Origin of the sequence: Geminocystis sp. CENA526 (assembly GCF_050753365.1) — a bacterium.
Lineage (GTDB): Bacteria > Cyanobacteriota > Cyanobacteriia > Cyanobacteriales > Cyanobacteriaceae > Geminocystis.
On the sequence record NZ_JBLZFY010000030.1, the window covers coordinates 1 to 21,996 of the forward strand.

Annotated in this window: 23 protein-coding genes; 7 read left to right on the forward strand and 16 right to left on the reverse strand. The window is 34.4% G+C overall.

The window, feature by feature from the left end; all coding sequences use genetic code 11:
- The first annotated feature begins 503 nt into the window (after positions 1–503).
- The gene (locus tag ACN4EE_RS10220) at positions 504–2,060 is read left to right on the forward strand and encodes a B12-binding domain-containing radical SAM protein (RefSeq protein ID WP_431706340.1); all 1,557 of its coding nucleotides are present in this window, start codon (positions 504–506) and stop codon (positions 2,058–2,060) included.
- Between the two features lie 19 nt (positions 2,061–2,079).
- Here ACN4EE_RS10220 and ACN4EE_RS10225 read toward each other — a convergent pair whose 3' ends face one another.
- A complete protein-coding gene (locus tag ACN4EE_RS10225; protein ID WP_431706341.1) occupies positions 2,080–2,403 on the reverse strand; it encodes a LapA family protein in 324 nt (107 codons plus the stop codon).
- Positions 2,404–2,570: 167 nt separating this feature from the next.
- Between ACN4EE_RS10225 and ACN4EE_RS10230 the strand changes: the two genes are divergently transcribed.
- Positions 2,571–3,908, forward strand: coding sequence for a class I SAM-dependent methyltransferase (locus ACN4EE_RS10230; RefSeq protein WP_431706342.1), 1,338 nt, complete (start codon positions 2,571–2,573; stop codon positions 3,906–3,908).
- Here ACN4EE_RS10230 and ACN4EE_RS10235 read toward each other — a convergent pair.
- From ACN4EE_RS10235 to ACN4EE_RS10260, 6 genes are all read right to left on the reverse strand, one after another.
- Positions 3,876–4,352: a CRR6 family NdhI maturation factor gene (locus tag ACN4EE_RS10235; RefSeq protein ID WP_431706343.1), complete on the reverse strand. Its 477-nt coding sequence runs from the start codon at positions 4,350–4,352 to the stop codon at positions 3,876–3,878. The genes ACN4EE_RS10230 and ACN4EE_RS10235 overlap by 33 nt on opposite strands.
- A 127-nt stretch (positions 4,353–4,479) precedes the next feature.
- Positions 4,480–5,163 carry a GUN4 N-terminal ARM-like repeat domain-containing protein gene (locus ACN4EE_RS10240; RefSeq protein ID WP_431706344.1) on the reverse strand — a complete coding sequence of 228 codons (684 nt, stop codon included), beginning with the start codon at positions 5,161–5,163 and terminating at the stop codon, positions 4,480–4,482.
- Between the two features lie 363 nt (positions 5,164–5,526).
- Positions 5,527–6,210 (reverse strand): type 1 glutamine amidotransferase domain-containing protein, encoded by a 684-nt coding sequence (locus tag ACN4EE_RS10245; RefSeq protein WP_431706345.1) that lies wholly within the window; start codon positions 6,208–6,210, stop codon positions 5,527–5,529.
- Positions 6,211–6,228: 18 nt separating this feature from the next.
- Positions 6,229–6,993, reverse strand: a complete 765-nt coding sequence (locus tag ACN4EE_RS10250) for a TIGR00297 family protein (protein ID WP_431706346.1) — start codon at positions 6,991–6,993, stop codon at positions 6,229–6,231.
- 180 nt (positions 6,994–7,173) lie between these two features.
- Entirely contained in the window at positions 7,174–7,719 is a 546-nt protein-coding gene (cysC, locus tag ACN4EE_RS10255) for an adenylyl-sulfate kinase (protein ID WP_431706347.1), read from the reverse strand.
- 121 nt (positions 7,720–7,840) lie between these two features.
- On the reverse strand, positions 7,841–8,566 hold the full coding sequence (locus ACN4EE_RS10260) for a response regulator transcription factor (RefSeq protein WP_431706348.1): 726 nt from the start codon (positions 8,564–8,566) through the stop codon (positions 7,841–7,843).
- Positions 8,567–8,750: 184 nt separating this feature from the next.
- On the opposite strand from ACN4EE_RS10260, the gene ACN4EE_RS10265 reads away from it, so the two are divergent.
- Positions 8,751–9,980 (forward strand): methionine gamma-lyase family protein, encoded by a 1,230-nt coding sequence (locus ACN4EE_RS10265; RefSeq protein ID WP_431706349.1) that lies wholly within the window; start codon positions 8,751–8,753, stop codon positions 9,978–9,980.
- Positions 9,981–10,025: 45 nt separating this feature from the next.
- On the opposite strand, the gene ACN4EE_RS10270 is transcribed toward ACN4EE_RS10265, so the two are convergent.
- Positions 10,026–10,361 carry a hypothetical protein gene (locus tag ACN4EE_RS10270; protein ID WP_431706350.1) on the reverse strand — a complete coding sequence of 112 codons (336 nt, stop codon included), beginning with the start codon at positions 10,359–10,361 and terminating at the stop codon, positions 10,026–10,028.
- A gap of 290 nt (positions 10,362–10,651) precedes the next feature.
- On the opposite strand from ACN4EE_RS10270, the gene ACN4EE_RS10275 reads away from it, so the two are divergent.
- Complete coding sequence (locus ACN4EE_RS10275; RefSeq protein WP_431706351.1) at positions 10,652–11,455, forward strand: EI24 domain-containing protein; 804 nt, start codon at positions 10,652–10,654, stop codon at positions 11,453–11,455.
- A gap of 189 nt (positions 11,456–11,644) precedes the next feature.
- Here ACN4EE_RS10275 and ACN4EE_RS10280 read toward each other — a convergent pair whose 3' ends face one another.
- From ACN4EE_RS10280 to ACN4EE_RS10310, 7 genes are all read right to left on the reverse strand, one after another.
- Complete coding sequence (locus ACN4EE_RS10280) at positions 11,645–12,940, reverse strand: aminopeptidase P N-terminal domain-containing protein (protein ID WP_431706352.1); 1,296 nt, start codon at positions 12,938–12,940, stop codon at positions 11,645–11,647.
- Between the two features lie 78 nt (positions 12,941–13,018).
- Positions 13,019–13,366, reverse strand: coding sequence for a carbon dioxide-concentrating mechanism protein CcmK (locus ACN4EE_RS10285; RefSeq protein ID WP_431706353.1), 348 nt, complete (start codon positions 13,364–13,366; stop codon positions 13,019–13,021).
- Between the two features lie 63 nt (positions 13,367–13,429).
- Entirely contained in the window at positions 13,430–13,738 is a 309-nt protein-coding gene (locus ACN4EE_RS10290) for a carbon dioxide-concentrating mechanism protein CcmK (RefSeq protein WP_431706354.1), read from the reverse strand.
- 277 nt (positions 13,739–14,015) lie between these two features.
- Entirely contained in the window at positions 14,016–14,906 is an 891-nt protein-coding gene (locus tag ACN4EE_RS10295; RefSeq protein WP_431706355.1) for a PhzF family phenazine biosynthesis protein, read from the reverse strand.
- Positions 14,907–15,136: 230 nt separating this feature from the next.
- Positions 15,137–16,207, reverse strand: a complete 1,071-nt coding sequence (locus ACN4EE_RS10300) for a class I SAM-dependent methyltransferase (RefSeq protein ID WP_431706356.1) — start codon at positions 16,205–16,207, stop codon at positions 15,137–15,139.
- 88 nt (positions 16,208–16,295) lie between these two features.
- Positions 16,296–16,961, reverse strand: coding sequence for a phycobilisome degradation protein NblB (gene nblB / locus ACN4EE_RS10305; RefSeq protein ID WP_431706357.1), 666 nt, complete (start codon positions 16,959–16,961; stop codon positions 16,296–16,298).
- Between the two features lie 88 nt (positions 16,962–17,049).
- Positions 17,050–17,508: a CBS domain-containing protein gene (locus tag ACN4EE_RS10310; RefSeq protein WP_431706358.1), complete on the reverse strand. Its 459-nt coding sequence runs from the start codon at positions 17,506–17,508 to the stop codon at positions 17,050–17,052.
- A gap of 485 nt (positions 17,509–17,993) precedes the next feature.
- Between ACN4EE_RS10310 and ACN4EE_RS10315 the strand changes: the two genes are divergently transcribed.
- Together ACN4EE_RS10315 and ACN4EE_RS10320 are read left to right on the forward strand one after the other, a co-directional pair.
- Positions 17,994–19,139: a citrate synthase gene (locus ACN4EE_RS10315; protein ID WP_431706359.1), complete on the forward strand. Its 1,146-nt coding sequence runs from the start codon at positions 17,994–17,996 to the stop codon at positions 19,137–19,139.
- 191 nt (positions 19,140–19,330) lie between these two features.
- Positions 19,331–19,657 (forward strand): DUF3082 domain-containing protein, encoded by a 327-nt coding sequence (locus tag ACN4EE_RS10320; RefSeq protein ID WP_431706360.1) that lies wholly within the window; start codon positions 19,331–19,333, stop codon positions 19,655–19,657.
- 91 nt (positions 19,658–19,748) lie between these two features.
- Here ACN4EE_RS10320 and ACN4EE_RS10325 read toward each other — a convergent pair whose 3' ends face one another.
- Positions 19,749–19,922, reverse strand: a complete 174-nt coding sequence (locus ACN4EE_RS10325; protein WP_431706361.1) for a DUF3285 domain-containing protein — start codon at positions 19,920–19,922, stop codon at positions 19,749–19,751.
- Positions 19,923–20,000: 78 nt separating this feature from the next.
- Between ACN4EE_RS10325 and uvrB the strand changes: the two genes are divergently transcribed.
- Positions 20,001–21,989, forward strand: a complete 1,989-nt coding sequence (gene uvrB, locus ACN4EE_RS10330; protein ID WP_431706362.1) for an excinuclease ABC subunit UvrB — start codon at positions 20,001–20,003, stop codon at positions 21,987–21,989.
- Positions 21,990–21,996 lie beyond the last annotated feature (7 nt).

Sequence of the window (21,996 nt, forward strand, 5' to 3'; positions counted from 1 at the left end):
TTAGCTTAAACGGCGAGAAGCCCCACACTTTGTTTTCGAGTAAAAAAAATAATTAAAACAAGTGTGGGATGAATCGCCAGTGACGTGATAAAATAACTATAGGTTAACCACCTCAACCGATGACACAAACGTACGGCAAAAAACTGGTGAACAGTGCATAGCGGTGGATACGGTTAAAGCATTAAAGCCGATGGGCAGTCGGTATCGGTCTGTGGAGGGTAGCGGTTACGGGGTCTTGTGGACTTGTCTGTAAGGCTAGTGCCGTCCTGTGAAGCAGAAACTCTTAATTGCGAAGTTAAGAAGCCAACATCTGTACCGTTAGGTCAGTGTGGGAGATGTCACACTTCATTTGTTTGAAATGTTGGGTGGGTTGAATATTATTCAACCCCTACAGTAAATAAAATTTTTTTACATAAGTTTATTGATTACCACATGAAAAATTCAAAATTATCAGTTACAGTTGAGGATAATAATTAAACTTTTGTGATGTCATCACTTTTTATATGCGCGCTTTATTAATTTATCCCATTTTCCCCCCTACTTTCTGGTCTTATGATAAAATCCTTGAGTTGGTCGATCGAAAAGTATTATTGCCACCTTTAGGGTTAATTACTGTCGCTTCGATTTTACCCCAAGAATGGGATTTTAAGTTGGTCGATCGAAATATTCGTGCCGTCACCGAAGAAGAATGGCAATGGGCAGATATAGTGATTTTTTCCGCTATGATTGTGCAAAAATATGACTTAATTGAACAGATAAAAGAAGCTAAAAGACGAGGCAAATCCGTTGCCGTAGGTGGTCCTTACGCTACTTCTGTACCTCATGAATTGCAAGAAAGTGGAGTGAATTTCTTAGTATTGGATGAAGGGGAAATCACCCTACCGATGTTTGTGGAAGCCGTAGAAAAAGGCGAAACTCAGGGAGTATTTCGTACCACAGAAAAACCTGCCGTTACTACTACCCCTATCCCTCGTTATGACTTATTAGAGTTAGATGCCTATGATTCCATGTCGGTACAGTTTTCGAGGGGATGTCCTTTTCAGTGCGAATTTTGCGATATTATTGTACTCTATGGGCGAAAACCAAGAACAAAAACCCCTGAACAACTTTTAAAAGAGTTAGATTATTTGTATGAATTGGGTTGGAGAAGGGCGGTGTTTATGGTGGATGATAACTTTATCGGCAATAAACGCAACGTTAAATTATTGTTGAAGGAATTAAAAATTTGGCAGGAAAACCATCAATATCCTTTCCATTTTAATACTGAAGCCTCAGTGGATTTAGCTGACGATGAGGAGTTAATGCAGTTAATGGTGGATTGTTATTTTGATGCGGTATTCCTTGGCATTGAAACCCCCGATGAAGATAGCTTACAGCTTACTAAGAAGTTTCAAAATACCCGTAGTTCGTTAGTGGATGCGGTGGATAAAATCATTCGTACAGGGTTGCGCCCGATGGCAGGTTTTATCATTGGTTTTGACGGGGAGAAAAAGGATGCGGCTACTCGTATTATCAATTTTGTCGAACAATCGGCAATTCCTACGGCGATGTTTGGAATGCTTCAGGCTTTGCCCAATACGGCTTTATGGTATCGTTTGGAAAAGGAAGGGCGACTTTTAGAAAATACTCGTCAAGACATTAATCAAACTACCTTAATTAATTTTATTCCTACTCGCAGTGTGGAGGATATTGCTAAGGAATATATTGAGACTTTCTGGCAATTATACGATCCTCATGTCTATCTCGATCGAGTTTATCGTTGTTTTCTCAAATTGGGTAAACCTACGGCTAAACCTGCTCCTAAATTACCTAGTTTTGTCGATTTGAAGGCTTTAGCCATCGTCATTTGGCGACAAGGCATTAAACGGGATACCCGTGGCAAATTCTGGCATCATCTGTTTAGTATCATCAAACATAATCCCGCAGTGTGGGAACATTATCTAACTATGTGCGCCCATAATGAACATTTCCTCGAATACCGTCAAATCGTTAAGGAACAAATCGAAGCACAGTTGGAAGAATACTTAAAGCTCGATCGAGAATTATTAGTAGCTTGTTAAATAGACTGCAAAAAAACTATTATTCCCAATCAAAAAGAGGATCTTTTTCCTCTTCCCAATCTCTTTGAAATTCATTATTTTTACTATTTTTAATGTTTTTTTTCGGATACTTTTTACTTGATTTACTCGATGTTTTATTAGAAAATAACACTGGTATTAACCCACCAAATATGAATCCTCCTGCGAGAGATAAAGTTAATAAAAACCCCACGGATATTTTTATGGATTCAAACAAGAAAAATTTGAGACTAATTAACTGTATATTTTGAATAGAAAATACCGCTATAAAAATTAGCCAAAATCCGATGATTAAATTGATTAAAATTGTTTTTGTGCTATTCATAATAATATTTCAAAATTTATTACTTTAGGCGTTTAAACCCCTTGTATTAGAAATCAAACTCTTTTCCCAAATCCGCTATTCCCTATCTTCATCAAAAATTTATCATACTCAAAGTAAGAGAGCCAAATTAAAATATAATTAAATTGTTATTGATTATTATATAGATTATGACTGAGAAAGAAATTTTATCAAAAATTAAAGGGCAATATGAAAATTTGCCCTATCCTAATATACCGATCGAAAAAACTGCTGATGATGATTATAATGCTTTATTTGTGCATGATTTAAGGACTTCTTATTATTTAGCATTTCAAGAAATCATTGATTTAAAAAATACAATTATTTTAGATGCTGGTTGTGGTAGTGGTTGGAAGTCTTTAGTTTTAGCTTACGCCAATCCCAATGCCAAAATTATTGGGGTTGATTTATCCCCCAAATCCGTAGAAATTGCACAGGCAAGATTTGAGTATCATGGGTTAACAAATGGTGAATTTTACGCTCTAAATTTAGAAGATTTACCAAGTTTAAATTATCAATTTGATTATATTAATTGCGATGAAGTTATTTACTTATTACCTGAGCCAGAAAAAGGATTAAAAATTTTACAATCAGTATTAAAAGAAAGAGGTATTCTTCGTACTAATTTTCATAATTATTATCAAAGATTTAGTATTTTTACTATTCAAAAATTGTTTCGTACTTTAGGTTTAATGGAAGAAAGTCCCGATGATTTAGAGGTAGAAATAGTTAAGGATACTTTTACTAAATTAAAAAATAATATAGGAATAAAAGCTCAATGGAATAACATCTTTACTCAGTTTTCTCCCGAAAAACAAAAAAGCAGTATCTTGATGAATTATTTGTTAGAAAGTGATAAAGGTTTTACCATTCCCGATGTTTTTGCTATGTTAAATAATGCTAATTTAAAATTTTTAAGTATGACGGATTGGCGTAGTTGGAATATTCAAGATTTGTTTGAAGAATTGCCCGAATATTGGGAAATGGGCTTAGAAAATATATCTCAAGAGGAGGAGTTAAATTTATATGATTTGTTAAATCCTATTCATCGTTTAATCGATTTTTGGTGTGTCAATAATCAAACTTCTTTACCTTCTTTAACTCCTGTTTCTGCATGGAATGATAATGATTGGGATAATGCCATAATTTATGTTCATCCTCAACTTAAAACCGATAAAATTAAACAGGATTTATTACGATCGATCGAACAGCAACAATCATTTATTATCAGTAAATATATTACCTTAACCGCAAGAGGAAATATTGAATTAGAAAGCAACATGACGGCTTGTCTTTTGTGTCTATGGGAAAAAGAAACAAATCTTCAGGAATTAGTTAATAGATGGTTAAAAATTCAACCTTTAAATCTGCTAACTTTTGAAGAAATGACTTATGAGGAAGCTAAAAAGCAAGTAATTAATACGTTAATAAAACTAGAAAACTTTTTATATATTTTAATTGAGCAAGGCAAAAAATCGATCGTCTAAATCGTAGCCAAAAATTTGTGCCATCGCTTTTAAACGAGAATTTCCCGTAATATTATTTTGCTTTAGCCAACGGTGGAGAATAAAGGTTTTTGCCATGACAAAAATATCTAAAGCCTCTTGATTATACTGTATTCCCTCCGTGCGGTTAAACTGGTGAGGTACAAGCATTGCAGTATATCGGGCTAATTCTCCTTCTCGCCAATTTAAGGCAAAAGGCAACCAAGGATAAACACTATCTAAGGCAATAAACCAGAGTCTTATCTCTGGAATTTCTGATAACTCACGAGGATCATTTTCTTCCCTAGGATAATCAATATTAAATACTAATTGTTGTTCTAAAGTCAAAATTTCTTGACGTTTTTCTACGTCTTCAATAACTGTTTTTACGGGAGATAAATCTAAATTATTAATATGATTTTCATTAAGAGAAATATTAATAGCCATGATAATAATTAATTGGATGTTGATGGAAAATGAAAAGATAGGGGTGAGGGGAATTAAAAAAGATTTTTTGTGCAATTCTTAATTCTTAATTCTTAATTCTTAATTCTTAATTCTTAATTCTTAATTCTTAATTATTCCATACAGGATGAGATAATAAAGCATCCATAACCCTTACTCCTCGTAGCTGATTTGATAAGGGTAAATGTCCATTAGGTGCACTTAAATCCCAAATAAATTCTTGAGGGTATTTTGTCCATTTATTACCAGATTTCCACTGTAATTTTGTCCATAATTGATTATAGTCTTTCCCTAAAGATAACCATATTTGACGCTGTATTTTATAACCAAATTTTCCCTCAGAATATACTTGCCAAAGTAGATCGATCGTGGTTAAATCTGTAGCAGGAAATTTCTCTACTTCAGTAAAATAAACCCATTTTCTTTTAATAGCAGTTTCTCCTGCTAACTCACATAACTTAACCCGTGTTAAAACATCTGCTTCTTGATATTTTTGCTCAATTAATAATCTTTGAAGTTCGCTATAATCAATATTTTTATCGGATAGTAATTTAACAATTCCTTTAGGAAAATAAAGATTTAAAAACTTCTTATTTTCAGCATTATTATTATTTTTTAGTAATTGATATATTTTTCCCATAACGGGATTTACTTGCTCTTTATTACTAAGTAAAAAATCTCTTAAAATTTGATAACCTTCCTCTCCTTGATTAATTAATTCACTAATTAAAGGTATCCTATTTTTATCAGAAGTTTGACTAAATTTATCTTTTAAAGTTAATAAATCATTCATTTTATAGTTACAAAAATTTATTATAGTTTTTAAATATAGAGATGTTATTTGATTAATAAAATTTTACAGATCATATTCTCTGTTTTATACATACCCTCTTTATTTATACCATTTAAAAGACACCTTTGCATTCTTCTTTGCGACTTTGCGACTTTGCGAGAGATAAAAAATAGACGTGTAAGAGAGGAAGAAGCATTGAAAATTTAACATAAAGGAAGAGGTTAAAAATATGAGAGAAGGGCAGGGTTGAACAATGTTCCACCCCTACGGTAAACTTTACATGGAGAGATGATAATGTAAAAACTATTGCCTGTTGCCTTTTGCTTTTTGCCTCCCTTCATCAAAATGCTTTTTCAACAGACTCTATTTATTTTGTAATGAAGCAATTAATAAATCTGCTACTTTGGCGCTAGATGCGGGATTTTGCCCTGTAATAATTCTATCATCTTCTATGGCAAAAACCTCCCAAGGTTTAACTGCTTTTTCATAAATTGCTCCTCTATTTATTAACTCTGTTTCGGTTAAATACGGTACGATTTTATCTAATTCTATTTGTTTTTCTTCTTCGTTAGAAAATCCTGTTACTTTTTTCTCTTTGATGAGTAAATTTCCATCGGATAATTGAATATTGAGTAACCCTACTGCACCATGACAAACCGATGTAATGTAACCTCCGTTTTCATAAATTTGACGACTGATAGATTGCAAGGCTTCGTTATCAGGAAAATCCCAAATCACTCCATGCCCTCCTGCATAATAAATGGCAATATAGTCATCAGGGTTAATTTCCTCTGGTGTTAAAGTATTCCCTAAACGATTCATAAATTCTTTGTTTTGATACCATTCCCAATCCACAGAATCGGCGGCGGCTAAACTGTGGGGATCGATCGAAACGTAACCACCAAGAGGACTAACATAGTCCACATCATATCCTGCGGATTCTACTTGTTTAACAAAATGTACCGCTTCTGATAACCATAATCCAGTAGCTCTATTTAAGTTAGGATACTTGGCAACGCTAGTTAAAACGACTAAAATTTTTTTCATGGTTAATAGTGATGTTTTTTAAATAAAATTTAATAGATAAATATAAGTAATAAAAATTGCGATCGATGCCCCGATTAAAGTATTTAAAATATTAACAAATTCGTTGGTTAACCATTCAAATTTAGTTTGTAAAGTCGCCCCAATTACACTCTCTAAATTAGTGGCAATAAAAGCAGAAATTATACAGATAATAACTCCCATAAAATCAATTAAATTTATTTGCCATGCCAACACAGAGATAACAATACTCGCTATTATACCTGCTAATGTACCTTCAAGACTTACAGCCCCTTCCGTACCCCTCGCCACTGGTTGAAAATTGGTAATCAAAAAAGTGCGCTTACCGTAGGCTTTGCCAATTTCACTAGCACAAGTGTCAGATAGCTTCGTGGCGAAACTAGCTACATAGGCAATTAAACAAAAGGATTGCCACGCTGGAGAAAGAAAAACATAGCCTAAACAAGAAATCGTGGCGATTAAGGCACTTCCCCACACATTTTCAGCACCTCTTACGCCCGATCGTTTTTCTGCAATACCTTCAGCTTCTTTTTGTTTTATGCCAATTTTAGTAATACCAGAGCCTACTAAAAAATAAAACATTACCACAGCATAACCTTGCCATTGTAAACTTCCCCAGACAATCACCCCCAACACCCAAGCATTAAGATAACCTATGACAGTGAGGAGTTTTTTGGGAGAAATCAAGGCAATAATGATGAGAATAGTATTAATTATAACACCAGTTATCCAAGGATTAGACCAATCAAAATAAAGATTTTCCATCAATATTTCCTCTTTATTTGTTATTTCAAAACCTGATTTTTCTCTCGCAAAGATGCTAAGACGCTAAGAAAAATCGCCTAGTAATCATAAAGGTAAATAAGGTTTGCCTTAAGAAAGAATTAAGAATTTAGGAATCAATTATCCACTATCCACTATTCACTATCAACTATTCACTATTAATTAAACATTAGCGGTTTGACGTAAATAACCTAGTTTTTCTAAACCTTCTAATACTTTATTGACACTCTCGTCTAACTCTTCCAAATCAGTATGACATTCAATCTCAGGGTTTAAGGGAGGCTCATAAGGATCACTTATGCCTGTAAACATCTTAATTTCACCTGATCGAGCTTTTTTATATAACCCTTTTACGTCTCTATCTTCACAAACACTTAAAGGCGCATTGACAAAAACTTCAACAAAATTGCCAATTTTTACTCTAACTTCATCTCGAATATCACGATAAGGGGAAATAGCTGACACAATCACAATTACCCCGTTACGGGTTAAAAGATTAGCTACAAAACCGATACGGCGGATATTTTCGTCTCTATCTGCTTTACTGAAACCTAAACCTTTGGTTAAATTAGTCCGAACAATGTCACCATCTAATACTTCTAATTTATAACCTTGTTCTCTTAATTTTTGTTCTACCTGTTGACTAATAGTAGTTTTACCAGCACCACTTAATCCAGTAAACCAAATCGTAACACCTTTTTGTTCCATTATTTTGACTATATTAAATATATATTTATGATACGGAAATTTATCCTGAAATATTTTACCCCAAGAGTGACTTTTTCGCTTAAATATTCTTTAAATCTTTTATTTCAAGTGAGCTACATTTTTATTTTAAAAGATTAAATTTTTGTAACATTCCAATAGTTTCTGTCGTTAAAAGTTTTTGCAATTCTTTAGTCTCATTTAACAAAGCAATTTCTTTAGCACACTCATCTTGTAGGATTTTCAAATATAATTGCTGTTTTTCTTCGCTATCAGCTTCTATTAACATTTTCACCGCTAGATTGATATTATTAATAGGATCACTTAAATTGGTCAATAATTTATCAATAATATTATCTTTCATCGCAATTAAATCTTCATTTGCTTTAGATTGTTTTTTCTTTTCTTTGATTTCTTGTTTAATCTCCGTAATATTTTGTTCATTTTCTTTTAATTTGTTTTTAAACTGTTCTGTAATATTTTCATGACGCTGTAACCGTGACTCAATTGCTTCTAATAATTCTTGGGGAGTAAAGGGTTTTGTTAAGTAGTCGTCTGCACCTAATCCCATGCCTTGACGAAAATCTTTTTTTTCTACTTTGGCTGTAACTAAAATACAGGGAATTGTTACAGTTTCTTCTAGTTTTCTCAAGTTTTCCAGAAATTCATAACCATCCATACAAGGCATCATTACATCACAAACAATTAAATCTGGTAGGTTTTTGACTGCTAAGTCTAATCCACTTTGTCCATTATCTGCAAAAATAGTTTCATGGTTATTTAACTCTAATATTTGTATAATATTTTCTCTAATTTCTTTTTCATCTTCAATAACTAATATTCTTGTCATTTACTTTATTCTAGGTTACTTAATGTTTCAGATTTTCAATTTTTATTATATCTTATCTTATTCTTTTCTCAATAATTATCTTAACTCGATCGAACGTTAATGAAAGATAATGATGAAGCTAGGAAATAGGGATAGAAGTTTTTGAAACACTCAAATTATAATTTTATTAAGTATAGTAACAATAATGAACGTTGATTTATTAATAGAAGAAGCCGAGAAAAAATTATTACCAACTTTTGCACAAATCGATCGACAAGTCAAACAACATTTACAAAAAATTTTGACAGCTTTTCGAGATAATAGAGTGGGAGTGCATCATTTTTCTAGTGTAAGCGGTTATGGTCATGATGACTTAGGAAGGGAAGTTTTAGACAACATTTTTGCACAGGTTTTTAACGCCGAAAGTTCTGCCGTTAGAGTACAATTTGTATCGGGTACTCATGCCATCGCATCCTGTCTATACGGAATATTGCGCCCTAATGATGAAATGTTAGCAGTGGCGGGGCATCCCTACGATACCTTAGAAGAAGTTATCGGATTACGAGGTGAAGGACAAGGTTCACTACAAGATTTTGGTATTAGCTATCGAGAGTTAGACTTAACCCCAGAAGGCAATATTGACTGGGAGGCATTGAATACCGCCGTTAAGCCAGAAACCAAATTAGTCTTAATTCAACGATCGTGCGGTTATTCGTGGCGATCGAGCTTGAGCATAGCACAAATTGACCAAATTGTCAAGGTAGTGAAGCAACAAAATCCTGATACCGTATGTTTTGTGGATAACTGCTATGGAGAATTTATCGAAAACCTTGAGCCTACTGCCGTTGGGGTGGATTTGATGGCAGGTTCATTAATTAAAAATCCGGGGGGTACAATAGTTACAGCAGGGGGTTATGTAGCTGGAAAAGAAGACTTAGTGGAAAAAGCCTGTTGTCGTCTCACCTCCCCCGGTATTGGTAGCAGTGGCGGTGCTACATTTGATCAAAATCGCCTCCTGTTTCAAGGCTTATTTTTAGCGCCTCAGATGGTAGCGGAAGCCATGAAAAGCAGTCATCTCATCGCCTTAGTGTTTTCTGAGTTGGGTTACGAAGTCAATCCTTTACCTTTTGTACCTCGTCGAGATATTATTCAAGGGGTAAAACTCGGTAATCCTGATAAATTGGTGGCTTTTTGTCGATCGATCCAACGTAACTCTCCTGTAGGTTCATATCTTGACCCAGTACCTGCACCCATGGTAGGCTACGAGAGTAATTTAGTCATGGCAGGAGGAACTTTTATCGATGGTAGTACTTCAGAATTTTCTGCTGATGGACCTTTACGAGAACCTTATATAGTATTCTGTCAAGGGGGGACTCATTGGACACATACTTCGATCGCACTTTCTGAAGCCATTAAAGCCATAATGGAGAATTAAGAATTAAGAATTAAGAATTAAGAAGTTGATTTGATATTATTAATATCACGTTCTGTCTCTTTCTAAATCTAAAATTGCTTTCTCCCAATACCAGTTTTCTGATTTATCGGGATGTTTTAGTTTAAGATTATTAATCAAACGTTCTACAATTTTAGCATCATGATTAACTAATTTTAACAATTGATTTTTTAATTCATTTATTTTTTCATCAGATTCTTCTTTATTTTTATTAACAATTTTTTTATTTACTTTTCTTTTAAAATTAGAAGAATTTTGATAATTTTTTTTGCGATTATTTACTTGATTTTTAAGAATCATCAAATAACTAATAACTAATATTAGTATCACAATAATTATTATAAAGTAAGTTAAATATTCCATATTTACTAAATTTAACTAAAGTTTTAAAGTATATTCCTTCCCTTTTCCTTCTCTCATCGTCATTATTTTAGATCGAACTCAGGTATAAATTTACATAGTAGTTTATTAATTTATCTCTTAACTAACTGATAGCAATCAGGAATCATTTATAAGAAATCAATTATTAGAAAAAGATATATAAGATAGCATCACTATTCGCTATTCCCTTTTAGGATAAGATAATTCTCACAACTCATAACTGACTGCTATATAATACTGAATATCTTATTATTCCATTAAATCTAAAATTAATGAGTAAAGAAAACCTCAAACAATTTACCTTTTTTACAGGTATTGGCTACCCTTTATTAGCCATAAAATTTATAGCAAACCATAAGCAATTATGGCAATATCTAATTATCCCTATTATTATCAATATTTGTGTGGGAATCACCACTTATATTTTTTTACTAAATCCTAGTTTAAAATTATTCGATTCTTTCACTAATAACATTATAATATCTGTGGATAATGCTATCAATCAACTTCCAGAATGGTCAAATATATTAATAGCAATTCTCTTGTTTATTAGTCAAATTTTGAAGGTTATCTTATTTTTGATATTGTTAATTATAATTGGTTTTATCATAGTGCAATTTGGCTCAATAATCGGCTCACCTTGGTATGGTAAATTATCAGAAAAACTAGAAATTTTATACACAGGAAAACTAGAAATTGTCGAAGTTAATATTATTCAGGAGATATTGAGGGCGATATTATTTGAACTGAAAAAATTATTGTTAATTATAGTCATCAGTGTCCCCTTATTTTTATTAAATTTTATTCCAGCTATGGGTAATTTAATTTCTTTAGTAGGAGGAATAACTCTCACTTGTACGATTATTTGCTTAGATTTTTTTGACGCAACCTTAGAAAGAAAACGTTTACATTTTCGAGAAAAATTAAAATTTGTGTGGGGAAAATTGCCAACTACCGCAGGATTTGGTTTAATTTGTTTAACCTTAATTAGTATTCCCTTATTGAATTTAATTATTATTCCTTTATGCGTTTCCGCAGGTACTCTTTTAGTATGCGATAAGCTAAAACGAAGTTAAAGATTTAGTTGCGTATAAGCTGAAAAAGTATTTTGATGAGGGTAGGTATCAGGCATCAGGTATCGGGTGTCAGGTTAAAGAATGAAAAATCAAGGTTTTGAAGCGTTATCTCTTCAACAAATACACAGGTGTATTGTAAATAATCAGAATTAATTTTAATCACCTTTTGATTTATTCAACAAATCGTATTTATTTCTCGATACCACTGGTTAAGACTTCATTGCCAGATTCCGTGACTAAAACATCGTCTTCGATTCTGACACCGATACCTTTCCATATATCGGATACTTCGGGTTGCCCTTCCACAGGAGTAATATATGGTGAAATATAGATACCGGGTTCAACGGTGACAATATTACCTGGTTGAAATTTTATCCAATTTTCCTTATCCTGTTTATAAGCTCCAGCATCATGCACATCTAAGCCTAACCAATGTCCAGTGCGGTGCATATAAAAGGGTTTATATTTTTTCTCTTTGATGATTTCTTCACTATCTCCTTGTAATAGTTTAAGTTCTTTTAAGCCTTCCACTAACACTTCTACGGCTTTATCATGAAATTGATTATAGGTGTTGCCCGGTTTTACTTGCTCGATAGCTTGAGTTTGAGCGGATAAGACTAACTGATAGATGTCTTTTTGTTGAGGAGTAAATTTGCCGTCAATGGGAAATGTACGGGTAATATCACCGTTATAATAACCATAGCAACATCCTGCATCGATTAATAACAAGTCTCCTGCTTCCATTTTGCGGTTGTTGTCGATATAGTGCAGAATACAAGAATTTCCTCCTGATGCTACGATCGAGGGGTAAGCAACTCCATCTCCTCCTAATAATCTAAAAGTGTGTTCAATTTCTGCTTGAATCTCATACTCATAACGTCCGGGTTGTGCCACTTCACGGGCTTTTTGATGCCCTTTCACAGAAATTTCCGTTGCCTTGCGTATCATGGCAATTTCCGCTTCACTTTTCACTAATCGTAAGGGATGCAGAACAAAGTTACTATCTTCGATGGCTCTGGGGGTTTGCCCAGTTTTAGGGTATTTTGCCATTAATTTTTGCCAATGGTAGATAATTTTTTCGTTGAAGGGTAAATCTCTGCCTAAATGATAGTAGATTCGATCGCCCGTAATCAGGTATTCTGGTAATTTCTCATCTAACTCATTAATCGGATAAACCACGTCAGCACCATAAATATCCTTAGCGCCTTCCACTCCCACTCTGTAACCTGTCCAAATTTCTGAAGCTAAATCTTTAGGTTGTACAAAAAGTATGAATTGATGTTCTTCATGGTTAGGTGCAAAAACCGCTACAGCTTCAGATTCATTAAATCCTGTCAAGTAATAAAAATCGCTATCCTGACGATAAACATATTCTACATCATTGTGCATAACGGCTTGGGGGGCGCTACGAAACACCGCTACTCCTTTACCGATAACTTGCATAAATTTTTGACGACGTTGTTGATATTCTGTAAAGGTAATCATTATTAAGGAATGTAGAGTTAAGAATTAGGAATTAGGAATTAACAATTAACAATTATTCACTATTCACTATTCACTATTTTAACGAGAAGGGGGTAACGCTACACCTTCCACCGCCTGACGATAAGGCTCAACCGCTTCTGAGTAATCGATCGGTAATACTGCACATACGTTTTCATGGGGGCGGGGAATAATTACCCAAGACTCAAGGGTAGCACCTTCGGCTTTACTAACAGCATCTATTCCAGCCGCCATTGCGGTTTTAACTTCGGAAACGTCCCCCCGTATATTGACATTAAAACGAGCGCTTCCCACACGAATATAACCCACTAAGGTAACTCTACCAGCTTTTACCATAGCATCGGCGGCGGCTAAAACTCCGGGAAATCCTTTTGTCTCAAGAGATCCTACTGCTGATTGTGAAGGCATAAAAAAAATTCTCCTTTAATTAATAATAAATTTTGTAATAAAAATAATTTTATTGAGGTTGTGTTAAAAACGATAGGGTTGTGATTTTTCTGTATATTCGATCGGTAAGACATCCACAACATTAGGGGGGGGATTCGGGACAATATAATGAGTTTGTACCACTCCACCAAATACCTTTCCTGCTTCTTGGATACCTTCAGCCATAGCCTTTTTTACCTCAGAAACGGGTCCACGAATAGCGATGACAAAATCACCCTTTTCAGCTTTATCAAAATAAACTAGAGTCACCCTTGCCGCTTTCACCATCGTATCGGCGGCGGCTAAAATAGAGGGAAATCCTAATGTTTGAATTACTCCTACTGCTTCAGGCATGGATTTTTTTTAAAGAATAGCTAATCAAAGGCAATTTTATCACCTCTTGGCTACAAATCAGGTAAAACCCCAATGGATATTGATGAAGATAAGAGGGAGAGAAGCAGGATTTTTTCAAAGTCGAGGTAAAATTGCATTTTATTAGTTCAATTCATTGAACGTTATCTATTCGCTTTGTCAATTTATTAGACATCTCCAGAAATAAAAAATTAAATCAATTTAGATATTGAAATCGTTAAATAAATTTAACTTAATTTTGTCTCGAACTGAGGTTAGTCTAAGTAACCAAAACTCCTTCCATGATAACCACTGATTGTCCTTTAACTTTGATTTGGGTAATTTGATCATCTTGTTTACTGGCAGAAGCGATAATTTTGCTAGGGCGATTAATTTCTAAACCTTGCTCAATTACCCATTGCCAATTACCATCTTTTTCAGGTTGATAAGTAGCTAAATAACCAGCAAAAGCAGTGGCTGCCGATCCCGTTGCAGGGTCTTCTGATATATTTAAGCTAGGCGCAAACATTCTCACTCTCCATTGAAAATCTCCTGTCTGATAACAGGGATAAACATGGGGTGCAATATGATTAGATAAGGTTGTTTGCCATGCTGTTAAGTTAAGTTGTGCTTTCTTCAACGCCGATAAGCTATTGAGGGGAATAATGAGAAACGGTAAACCGCAAGAAACTGCTTGAGGGGTATATTTATCGCTCAAATCCGCTTCCGATAACGATAAAATCTCTGCTAACGCTGATTTAGAAGGAATATCATCATAAAATTCGGGAGGATGAGGCGCACTTAATTCTGTGGTAAGGGGTTCGTTATATTCGCTATAAATAGTAACAGGAACATTCCCTACTCCTTCATGTAAAATAATTTCGGTGGTATTGTTGGTTAAATGCACCATGCCTAGATATGCTAACAGAAAAGCCGTGCCGATGGTGGGATGCCCTGCAAAGGGAATTTCCCCTGCTGGGGTAAAAATTCTGACATCAAAATTAGCTTGAGGATTGCTAGGGGGAAAAACAAAAACTGTCTCAGAAAAGTTAAACTCTTGAGCGATGTTTTGCATGGTTTGAGGGGATAATTCTTCACAGTGGGGAAAGACTGCTAATTGATTTCCGCTAAAAGGTTTATCGGTGAAAACGTCAAGGGTATAGAATTTCATAAGCTAGTTTGCATTTAAGTAGAATGATGAAGGTAGGGAATAGGTAATAGACATCTTCAAAAATACAGGCAAGATGCCTGTTCTACGGTGGTAAAATCATAATAATTGGAGAAGTCTAATAAATAATTTTCTTCTAGTTGTCTAGTCTCCTATTTTTTATCCTTTTCTAAAATTTTATGTCGAATTTGTGTAGATAATACTTAATAGGTTCGATCGAATTAGCTAAATTATTATTTTCGTGATATATAAAAATTATTCATGGGATCATGGGGAAGTTGTTTAACGGTTATCTCGGAAAATCCTGCTTGTTGGAGCATTTCTAAGGCGGTTTCTTCTCCCCACATTGTACCTAATCCATCACCATTATAGGCTAAAGAAACGGAGGTACAGTGAAGACAGGATACAGTATAAAGGAAAATATTTGCAGGATGATCCAAGTTTTTGTGTAGATATTTCGAGGCTTTAATATCCTGCATCAAATATACACCATCTCGATCGAGACTATCATAAATATTTTTTAACACTTGGGCAGGTTTGGCTTGATCATGAATAGCATCAAAGGTAGTAATTAAATCAAATTTGGTGGTTAAACTTAATTGCGCCGCATCTTGTACTTGAAAATCGATGTTAGTTAAACCCAGTGTTTGAGAGTAATTAAGAGCTTTTTCGATGGCATCTGAAGTAAAATCTATACCTAAAAATTGACTATTAGGAAATAGTTTAGCCATTTTAATCAAGGCTTGTCCACTACCACATCCCAAATCTAAAACCTTGATACCTTGGGTTAGTTTTTCCTGTAAACCGTTTACCAGAGGGATAATAGCTTCTTCTAATACTGCTACCACTGTTTGCCCACTATCTTCTGCCATGACTTCGTTAAAGCGAGGATAAGCCGAATAGGGTAAACCTCCCCCCTGATAAAAACAAGGGATGATATTATCTTCCACTTGAGCTAATAAGGGAATATATTGCATTACCGCCGCTATATTATTGGGAGTAGCTTGGCGAGTCAAAAATTCTCCATACTCAGGGGGTAAATAGTAAGTATCTGCTTCGGGATTATATTCAATAATTCCTCCTGTAACTAATGCACCTAACCATTCTTTGACGTATCTTTCATTTAATCCTGCTTCTTGGGCAATAGTACTATATTTTGCAGGAGGTAAATTTGCCATAGTGTCAAAAAGTTGGGTACGATGCCCTATGGAAATCATAATCGCTAATGCCCCATGATTGAGTACTTCTAATAACTCATTTGCGATCGTCAGAGCGTCTTTTTGTTTTAAAATCTGTTTTTTCATTATGATATTTTCCACAAAGATTTTATCTCAATGAGCCTTAATTAAAAATCGCACTATTACCTATTACCTATTACCTATTACTTAACATCTATTCACTAATAAGATAGTGTTTAGCTTCTTCTGATACGGCTACGGATTTATCTAGGGAAAGAGTCATTAAAACCGCTTTCGCTTTTTCCCCTCCAAATCTGCCTAATGCTTGGGCGACTCGATGACGAATTTGCCAATCATCGTTATTAGCAAAGGGTATCAATAAATCGATGGCTCGATCGTCTCCTAATTCTCCTAAAGCACCAATAGCAGAGGTTTTCAGCAATTCATTATCAGAATTTAACGCATCATGGAGTAAATCAAAGCCGTCAGGATGCCCTAATTCTCCTAATGCTGACACAATACTAAATTGAATTAACCAATCATCGCTATCATAATAGACTTTTTTTAAGTCGGGAAAAGCCTTAGTAATTTTTAACCCTGCGATGGCATCTGCTGCAGCCGCGCGCACATCGGATTCAGGATCATTATATAGTGTATCTAACAAGACTTCTAAGGATTTGTCAAGGTTAATATCTCCTAAACTATCCAGTTGAGAAATAGCGGCATAACGCACTCTGACGTTATTATCTTTAATGATGGCAATTAATAATTCATAGGCAGTTTCTTTCTCTAACTGTCTTAATTCATTAATACCTCGAATACGCTCCCCAAAATTTTGGGAATGTATCAACGCTTTTACGGATTCAGGGGTAATCGTCATAATTTAGTTAATTTTGAATAGGTGAATAGAGTCTAGTAAATAAGTCTTTGTCATTCTCAATTCTGCATTCTTAATTCTTAATTCACGATTAATCCATTGCCATAGCGCGTAGAATATCCCCTTGAGTAATAATGCCAATTATTTTTCCCTCATCGTTAACCACTGGAAGACGGCGAATGGGTTTATCATGGAGTAATTGAGCCGCTTTTTTTACAGACTGACTACTTTCGATCGAAATGACTTTATCATTCATCACCTCTCCTACAGTTTGCCCTAATGCTTTATGTATCTCTTTTTCATAACGATTAAGATTTTGTAAATAGATGATACTATCTAAAATCATAATGTAAGGAGGCGGTTCAACTCCTGTTTCTTGCCACATCAAGTCACTTTCAGAGATTACCCCGACTAACTCACCTTGCTCATCAATGACAGGTAAACCACTGATTTTGTTTTCCACTAAAATAGTAATAGCTTCTTTTAAAGGAGTTTGAGGTGTAACGGTGATAGGATTCGGTGTCATCACCTCAGCAACGGTTTTATTCATAATCTTATTAATTTTGGTTTGTTAATACAGGTAATTGTATCAAAATGCACCATCCGATTTTTTTTATTGTTTCAAATCGTAAATTAAATAACATACTTTTGAAAATATTTTATTTCTGATTAATTGGAACTAAGCTAAAACGCATTTAACTGACATAATTCTTGAAAATAACCAAAAGTCTTAACTTTTCCCTCTTGCCTTTTGCCTCTCCCCACGAAAATACCTTTTCATCAACTCCTAGTTAACAGTCATTAGGTCAATAAATTAGTATCTTACACAACTTTTGTGATTTCCATGATCAATTACTTTCATTAATGGGCTTTTTAGAGTAACTGAAGCAAATTAATTGTATATTGAATGAACAGCACTCTTACCTTAAATAATAGGTTGAATAAAATAGAATATAACCTAACTCACAATAAACAATTAATCAAAAAGAGTACTTATAAAAAATACTATTATAATTAGATCATAGAGGAATAAAAATGACGCAACCAGCTTGTCAATATCAACCCGGTTTAGAAGGAATACCCGTCGCACAATCTAGCGTTAGTTTTGTCGATGGCAAAAACGGCATTTTAGAATATAGAGGAATAAATATTGAAGAATTAGCTCAAAAAAGCACATTTTTGGAAACAGCTTACTTATTAATTTGGGGGAAATTACCCACGAAGGAAGAATTAGCAACATTTCAAGATGAAGTAACTCGTCATAGACGCATTAAATATCATATTCGAGATATGATGAAGTGTTTTCCTGAAAGTGGACATCCTATGGATGCCTTACAAACTTCGGCGGCGGCTTTAGGGTTATTTTATTCTCGTCGTGCCTTAGCCAAAGAAGAATATATTAGAGATGCGGTAATTAGGTTATTAGCCAAAATTCCTACTATGGTAGCGGCTTTTGCTCAAATGCGTAATGGAAATGATCCCATTAAACCTAGCGAACATTTAAACTATTCTGCTAATTTCCTTTATATGTTAACGGAAAAAGAGCCAGAACCTTTAGAAGCGAGAATTTTTGATGTGTGTTTAATGCTCCATGCTGAACATACCATGAATGCTTCTACTTTTTCAGCGATGGTGACAGCTTCCACTTTAACCGATCCGTATGCTGTTGTGGCTTCTGCTGTAGGTACATTAGCCGGTCCTTTACACGGAGGAGCGAATGAGGAAGTATTATTGATGTTAGAACAAATCGGTAGTGTGGAAAATGTCCGTCCTTATATTGAAGATTGTATTAAACATAAAAAGAAAATCATGGGTTTTGGTCATCGGGTGTATAAAGTTAAAGACCCTCGTGCTAAAATATTACAGCAATTAGCAGAACGTTTGTTTGAATTAACGGGCTATGATGAATATTATGAGATTGCTTTGGAAGTGGAAAAAGTTGTCGCAGAACATTTAGGACATAAGGGTATTTATGCTAACGTGGACTTTTATTCTGGTTTAGTCTATCGTAAGTTAGGCATTAAGTCGGATTTATTTACTCCTATGTTTGCTATTTCAAGGGTTGCAGGATGGTTAGCCCATTGGAAAGAACAATTAGCCGTTAATCGCATTTTTCGCCCGACTCAAGTGTATGTAGGTGAACATAATCAATCTTATATTCCGATCGAGGAAAGAAGCTAGAAAGTAATTAACAATTAACAATTAACAATTAACAATGGAATAGAATATATAGCAATCCTAAATGAATCGTGAGAATATGATCCTCCCTAACCTCCCTTAAACAAAGGGGGTACTTAGTTTAATTTTCTCACAAATGATTTAGTACTGCTATATCACATTAATTCCTATTACCTACCAATAATTTTATAATTATGACTGATAGTGATACAAACGATCGATCGATCGAACAAGAAGAAAATCAAGAAAAAATAACCCCTTTTCGTTGTTTTACGGGGGCTTCCATTTCGGGGGGATTGGCGGTTGGAGCTTATCTATTAACGAAATCCGTAATTTCGACTTATAGTACAATGCCCATAAAATTCAATAATCAAATGGCAATGAGTATCGCCTCTACCGTGAGAACATTAATTATGGGTATTACCACTATGGCGACTTTTTTATTTTTGATGGTGACAGTCGGTTTAATAGCTTTGGGCATTAAGCTAATTATAGATAACTATAAATCCGTTAAAACCTGAATTAACCTCAGTTCGATGTAAGAATAGTGGGCAATGCCCACCCTACAAATCTGAATATGTTAATCACACTTCAAGAATGACATCTCTTAGATTATCGAGTTAGATAAGAGATACCTACCAAAAAGCCTAATAATCCCACAGTAGTTAAGAAAAAATGTTTGAGAGATAATCCCCCTTTTTTTACCATATTGCGCATGGCTAATTTTACATAGCTATCTTTGACTTCTGTTTCAGGGGTATTGGTAGATGAATCGGAATTAGTCATAAAAGAATCAATAAGAGAATAAATTTATTTATAGTTTATCCTATTTATTATCTTGGAACTTCCCTTATAAGATCATTAATGTTTAACTTACAAGCACCCTTCAAACCTACTGGAGATCAACCTCAAGCGATCGAACTTCTGGTAAAATCATTACAGGCTGGACATTCTTTTCAAACTCTACTCGGCGCAACGGGTACAGGAAAAACTTATACTATAGCTTGTACGATCGAACAGTGGCAAAAACCGACTTTAGTATTAGCCCATAATAAAACCCTAGCGGCGCAACTTTGCAACGAATTACGGCAATTTTTCCCTCACAATGCTGTAGAGTATTTTGTCAGTTACTACGACTACTATCAACCCGAAGCCTATATCCCTGTTACGGATACCTACATCGAAAAAAGTTCTTCTATTAACGATGAAATCGATATGTTTCGTCACTCTGCAACTCGATCGCTCTTTGAAAGAAAAGATGTTATTGTGGTGGCTTCCATTAGTTGTATTTATGGTTTAGGGATGCCAGTAGAATACCTGAAAGCCTCTATTCCCCTACGTCTTGGGGAAGAATATGATCCCCGTCAACTGATTCGAGACTTGGTTAATGTACAATATAGTCGCAACGATGTTGATTTGCGTCGTGCTACTTTTCGCCTCAAAGGGGATGTTTTAGAAGTTGTACCAGCCTACGAAGATCGAGTTATACGGGTTGATTTTTTTGGAGATGAAATCGAGGCAATTTCCCTTTTAGACCCCGTTACAGGGGAATTATTAGAAGAATTAGAGCGAATTAACATCTATCCTGCCAAGCACTTTGTAACACCTAAAGACCAGTTGGAATGTGCGATCGAAAATATCAAAGCCGAATTAGAGGAAAGATTAATAGGATTAGAAAAAGAGGGAAAATTAGTGGAAGCACAAAGATTAAAACAAAAAACAAAGTATGATTTAGAGATGTTAAAAGAGGTAGGATATTGCAATGGAGTTGAAAATTATTCTCGTCATTTAACAGGAAGAAAAGCTGGACAACCACCAGATTGTTTAGTAGATTATTTTCCCGAAGATTGGCTTTTAATTGTGGATGAATCCCATGTTACTGTACCTCAAATTAGGGGAATGTATAACGGTGATCAAGCTCGAAAAAAAGTGTTAATTGATCATGGTTTTCGTTTACCTAGTGCGTCTGATAATCGCCCTTTAAAAGCCGATGAATTTTGGCAAAAAGTGAAAAAATGTATCTTCGTTTCTGCTACTCCTAGTAATTGGGAAATTGAACAGTCTAATCATCAAATTGTGGAGCAAATTATTCGCCCAACTGGTATTTTAGACCCACAAATTTTTGTACGTCCTAGTGAGGGGCAAATAGATGATTTATTAGCAGAAATTAAAGAGCGAATTAAGCAAAAACAACGGGTTTTAGTAACAACTTTAACTAAAAAGATGTCAGAAGATTTGACGGAATATTTACAAGAAAGGGGAATAAATGTACAATATCTACATTCGGAGATTCAGTCGATCGAACGTATTGAAATTTTACAAAGTTTAAGAGCAGGAGAATTTGATGTTTTAATTGGAGTGAATTTATTAAGGGAAGGTTTAGATTTACCTGAAGTGTCTTTAGTGGTAATTTTAGATGCTGATAAAGAGGGTTTTTTACGTTCTGAAAAATCATTAATTCAAACCATTGGTAGAGCCGCTCGTCATGTAAATGGTCAAGCAATTTTATACGCTGATAACTTTACTAATAGTATGGAAAAAGCTATTAAAGAAACTAATCGCCGTAGGGAAATTCAACTTAAATATAATCAAGAGAATAACATTACACCTCGATCAATCACGAAAAAATCGAGTAATTTATTATTAGAATTTTTAGACATATCGAGAAAATTAAATAATCAAGAATTAGAAAAAGTATCTGAAAATATTGAAGAGATAGGTTTAGATCAAATACCAATTATAATTAAACAATTAGAAGAAAAAATGTTAGAAGCCTCGAAGAATTTAGAGTTTGAAAAAGCCGCAGAATATCGAGACAAAATTAAGCATTTTCGATCGATTTACCGTCATTAATGACTAT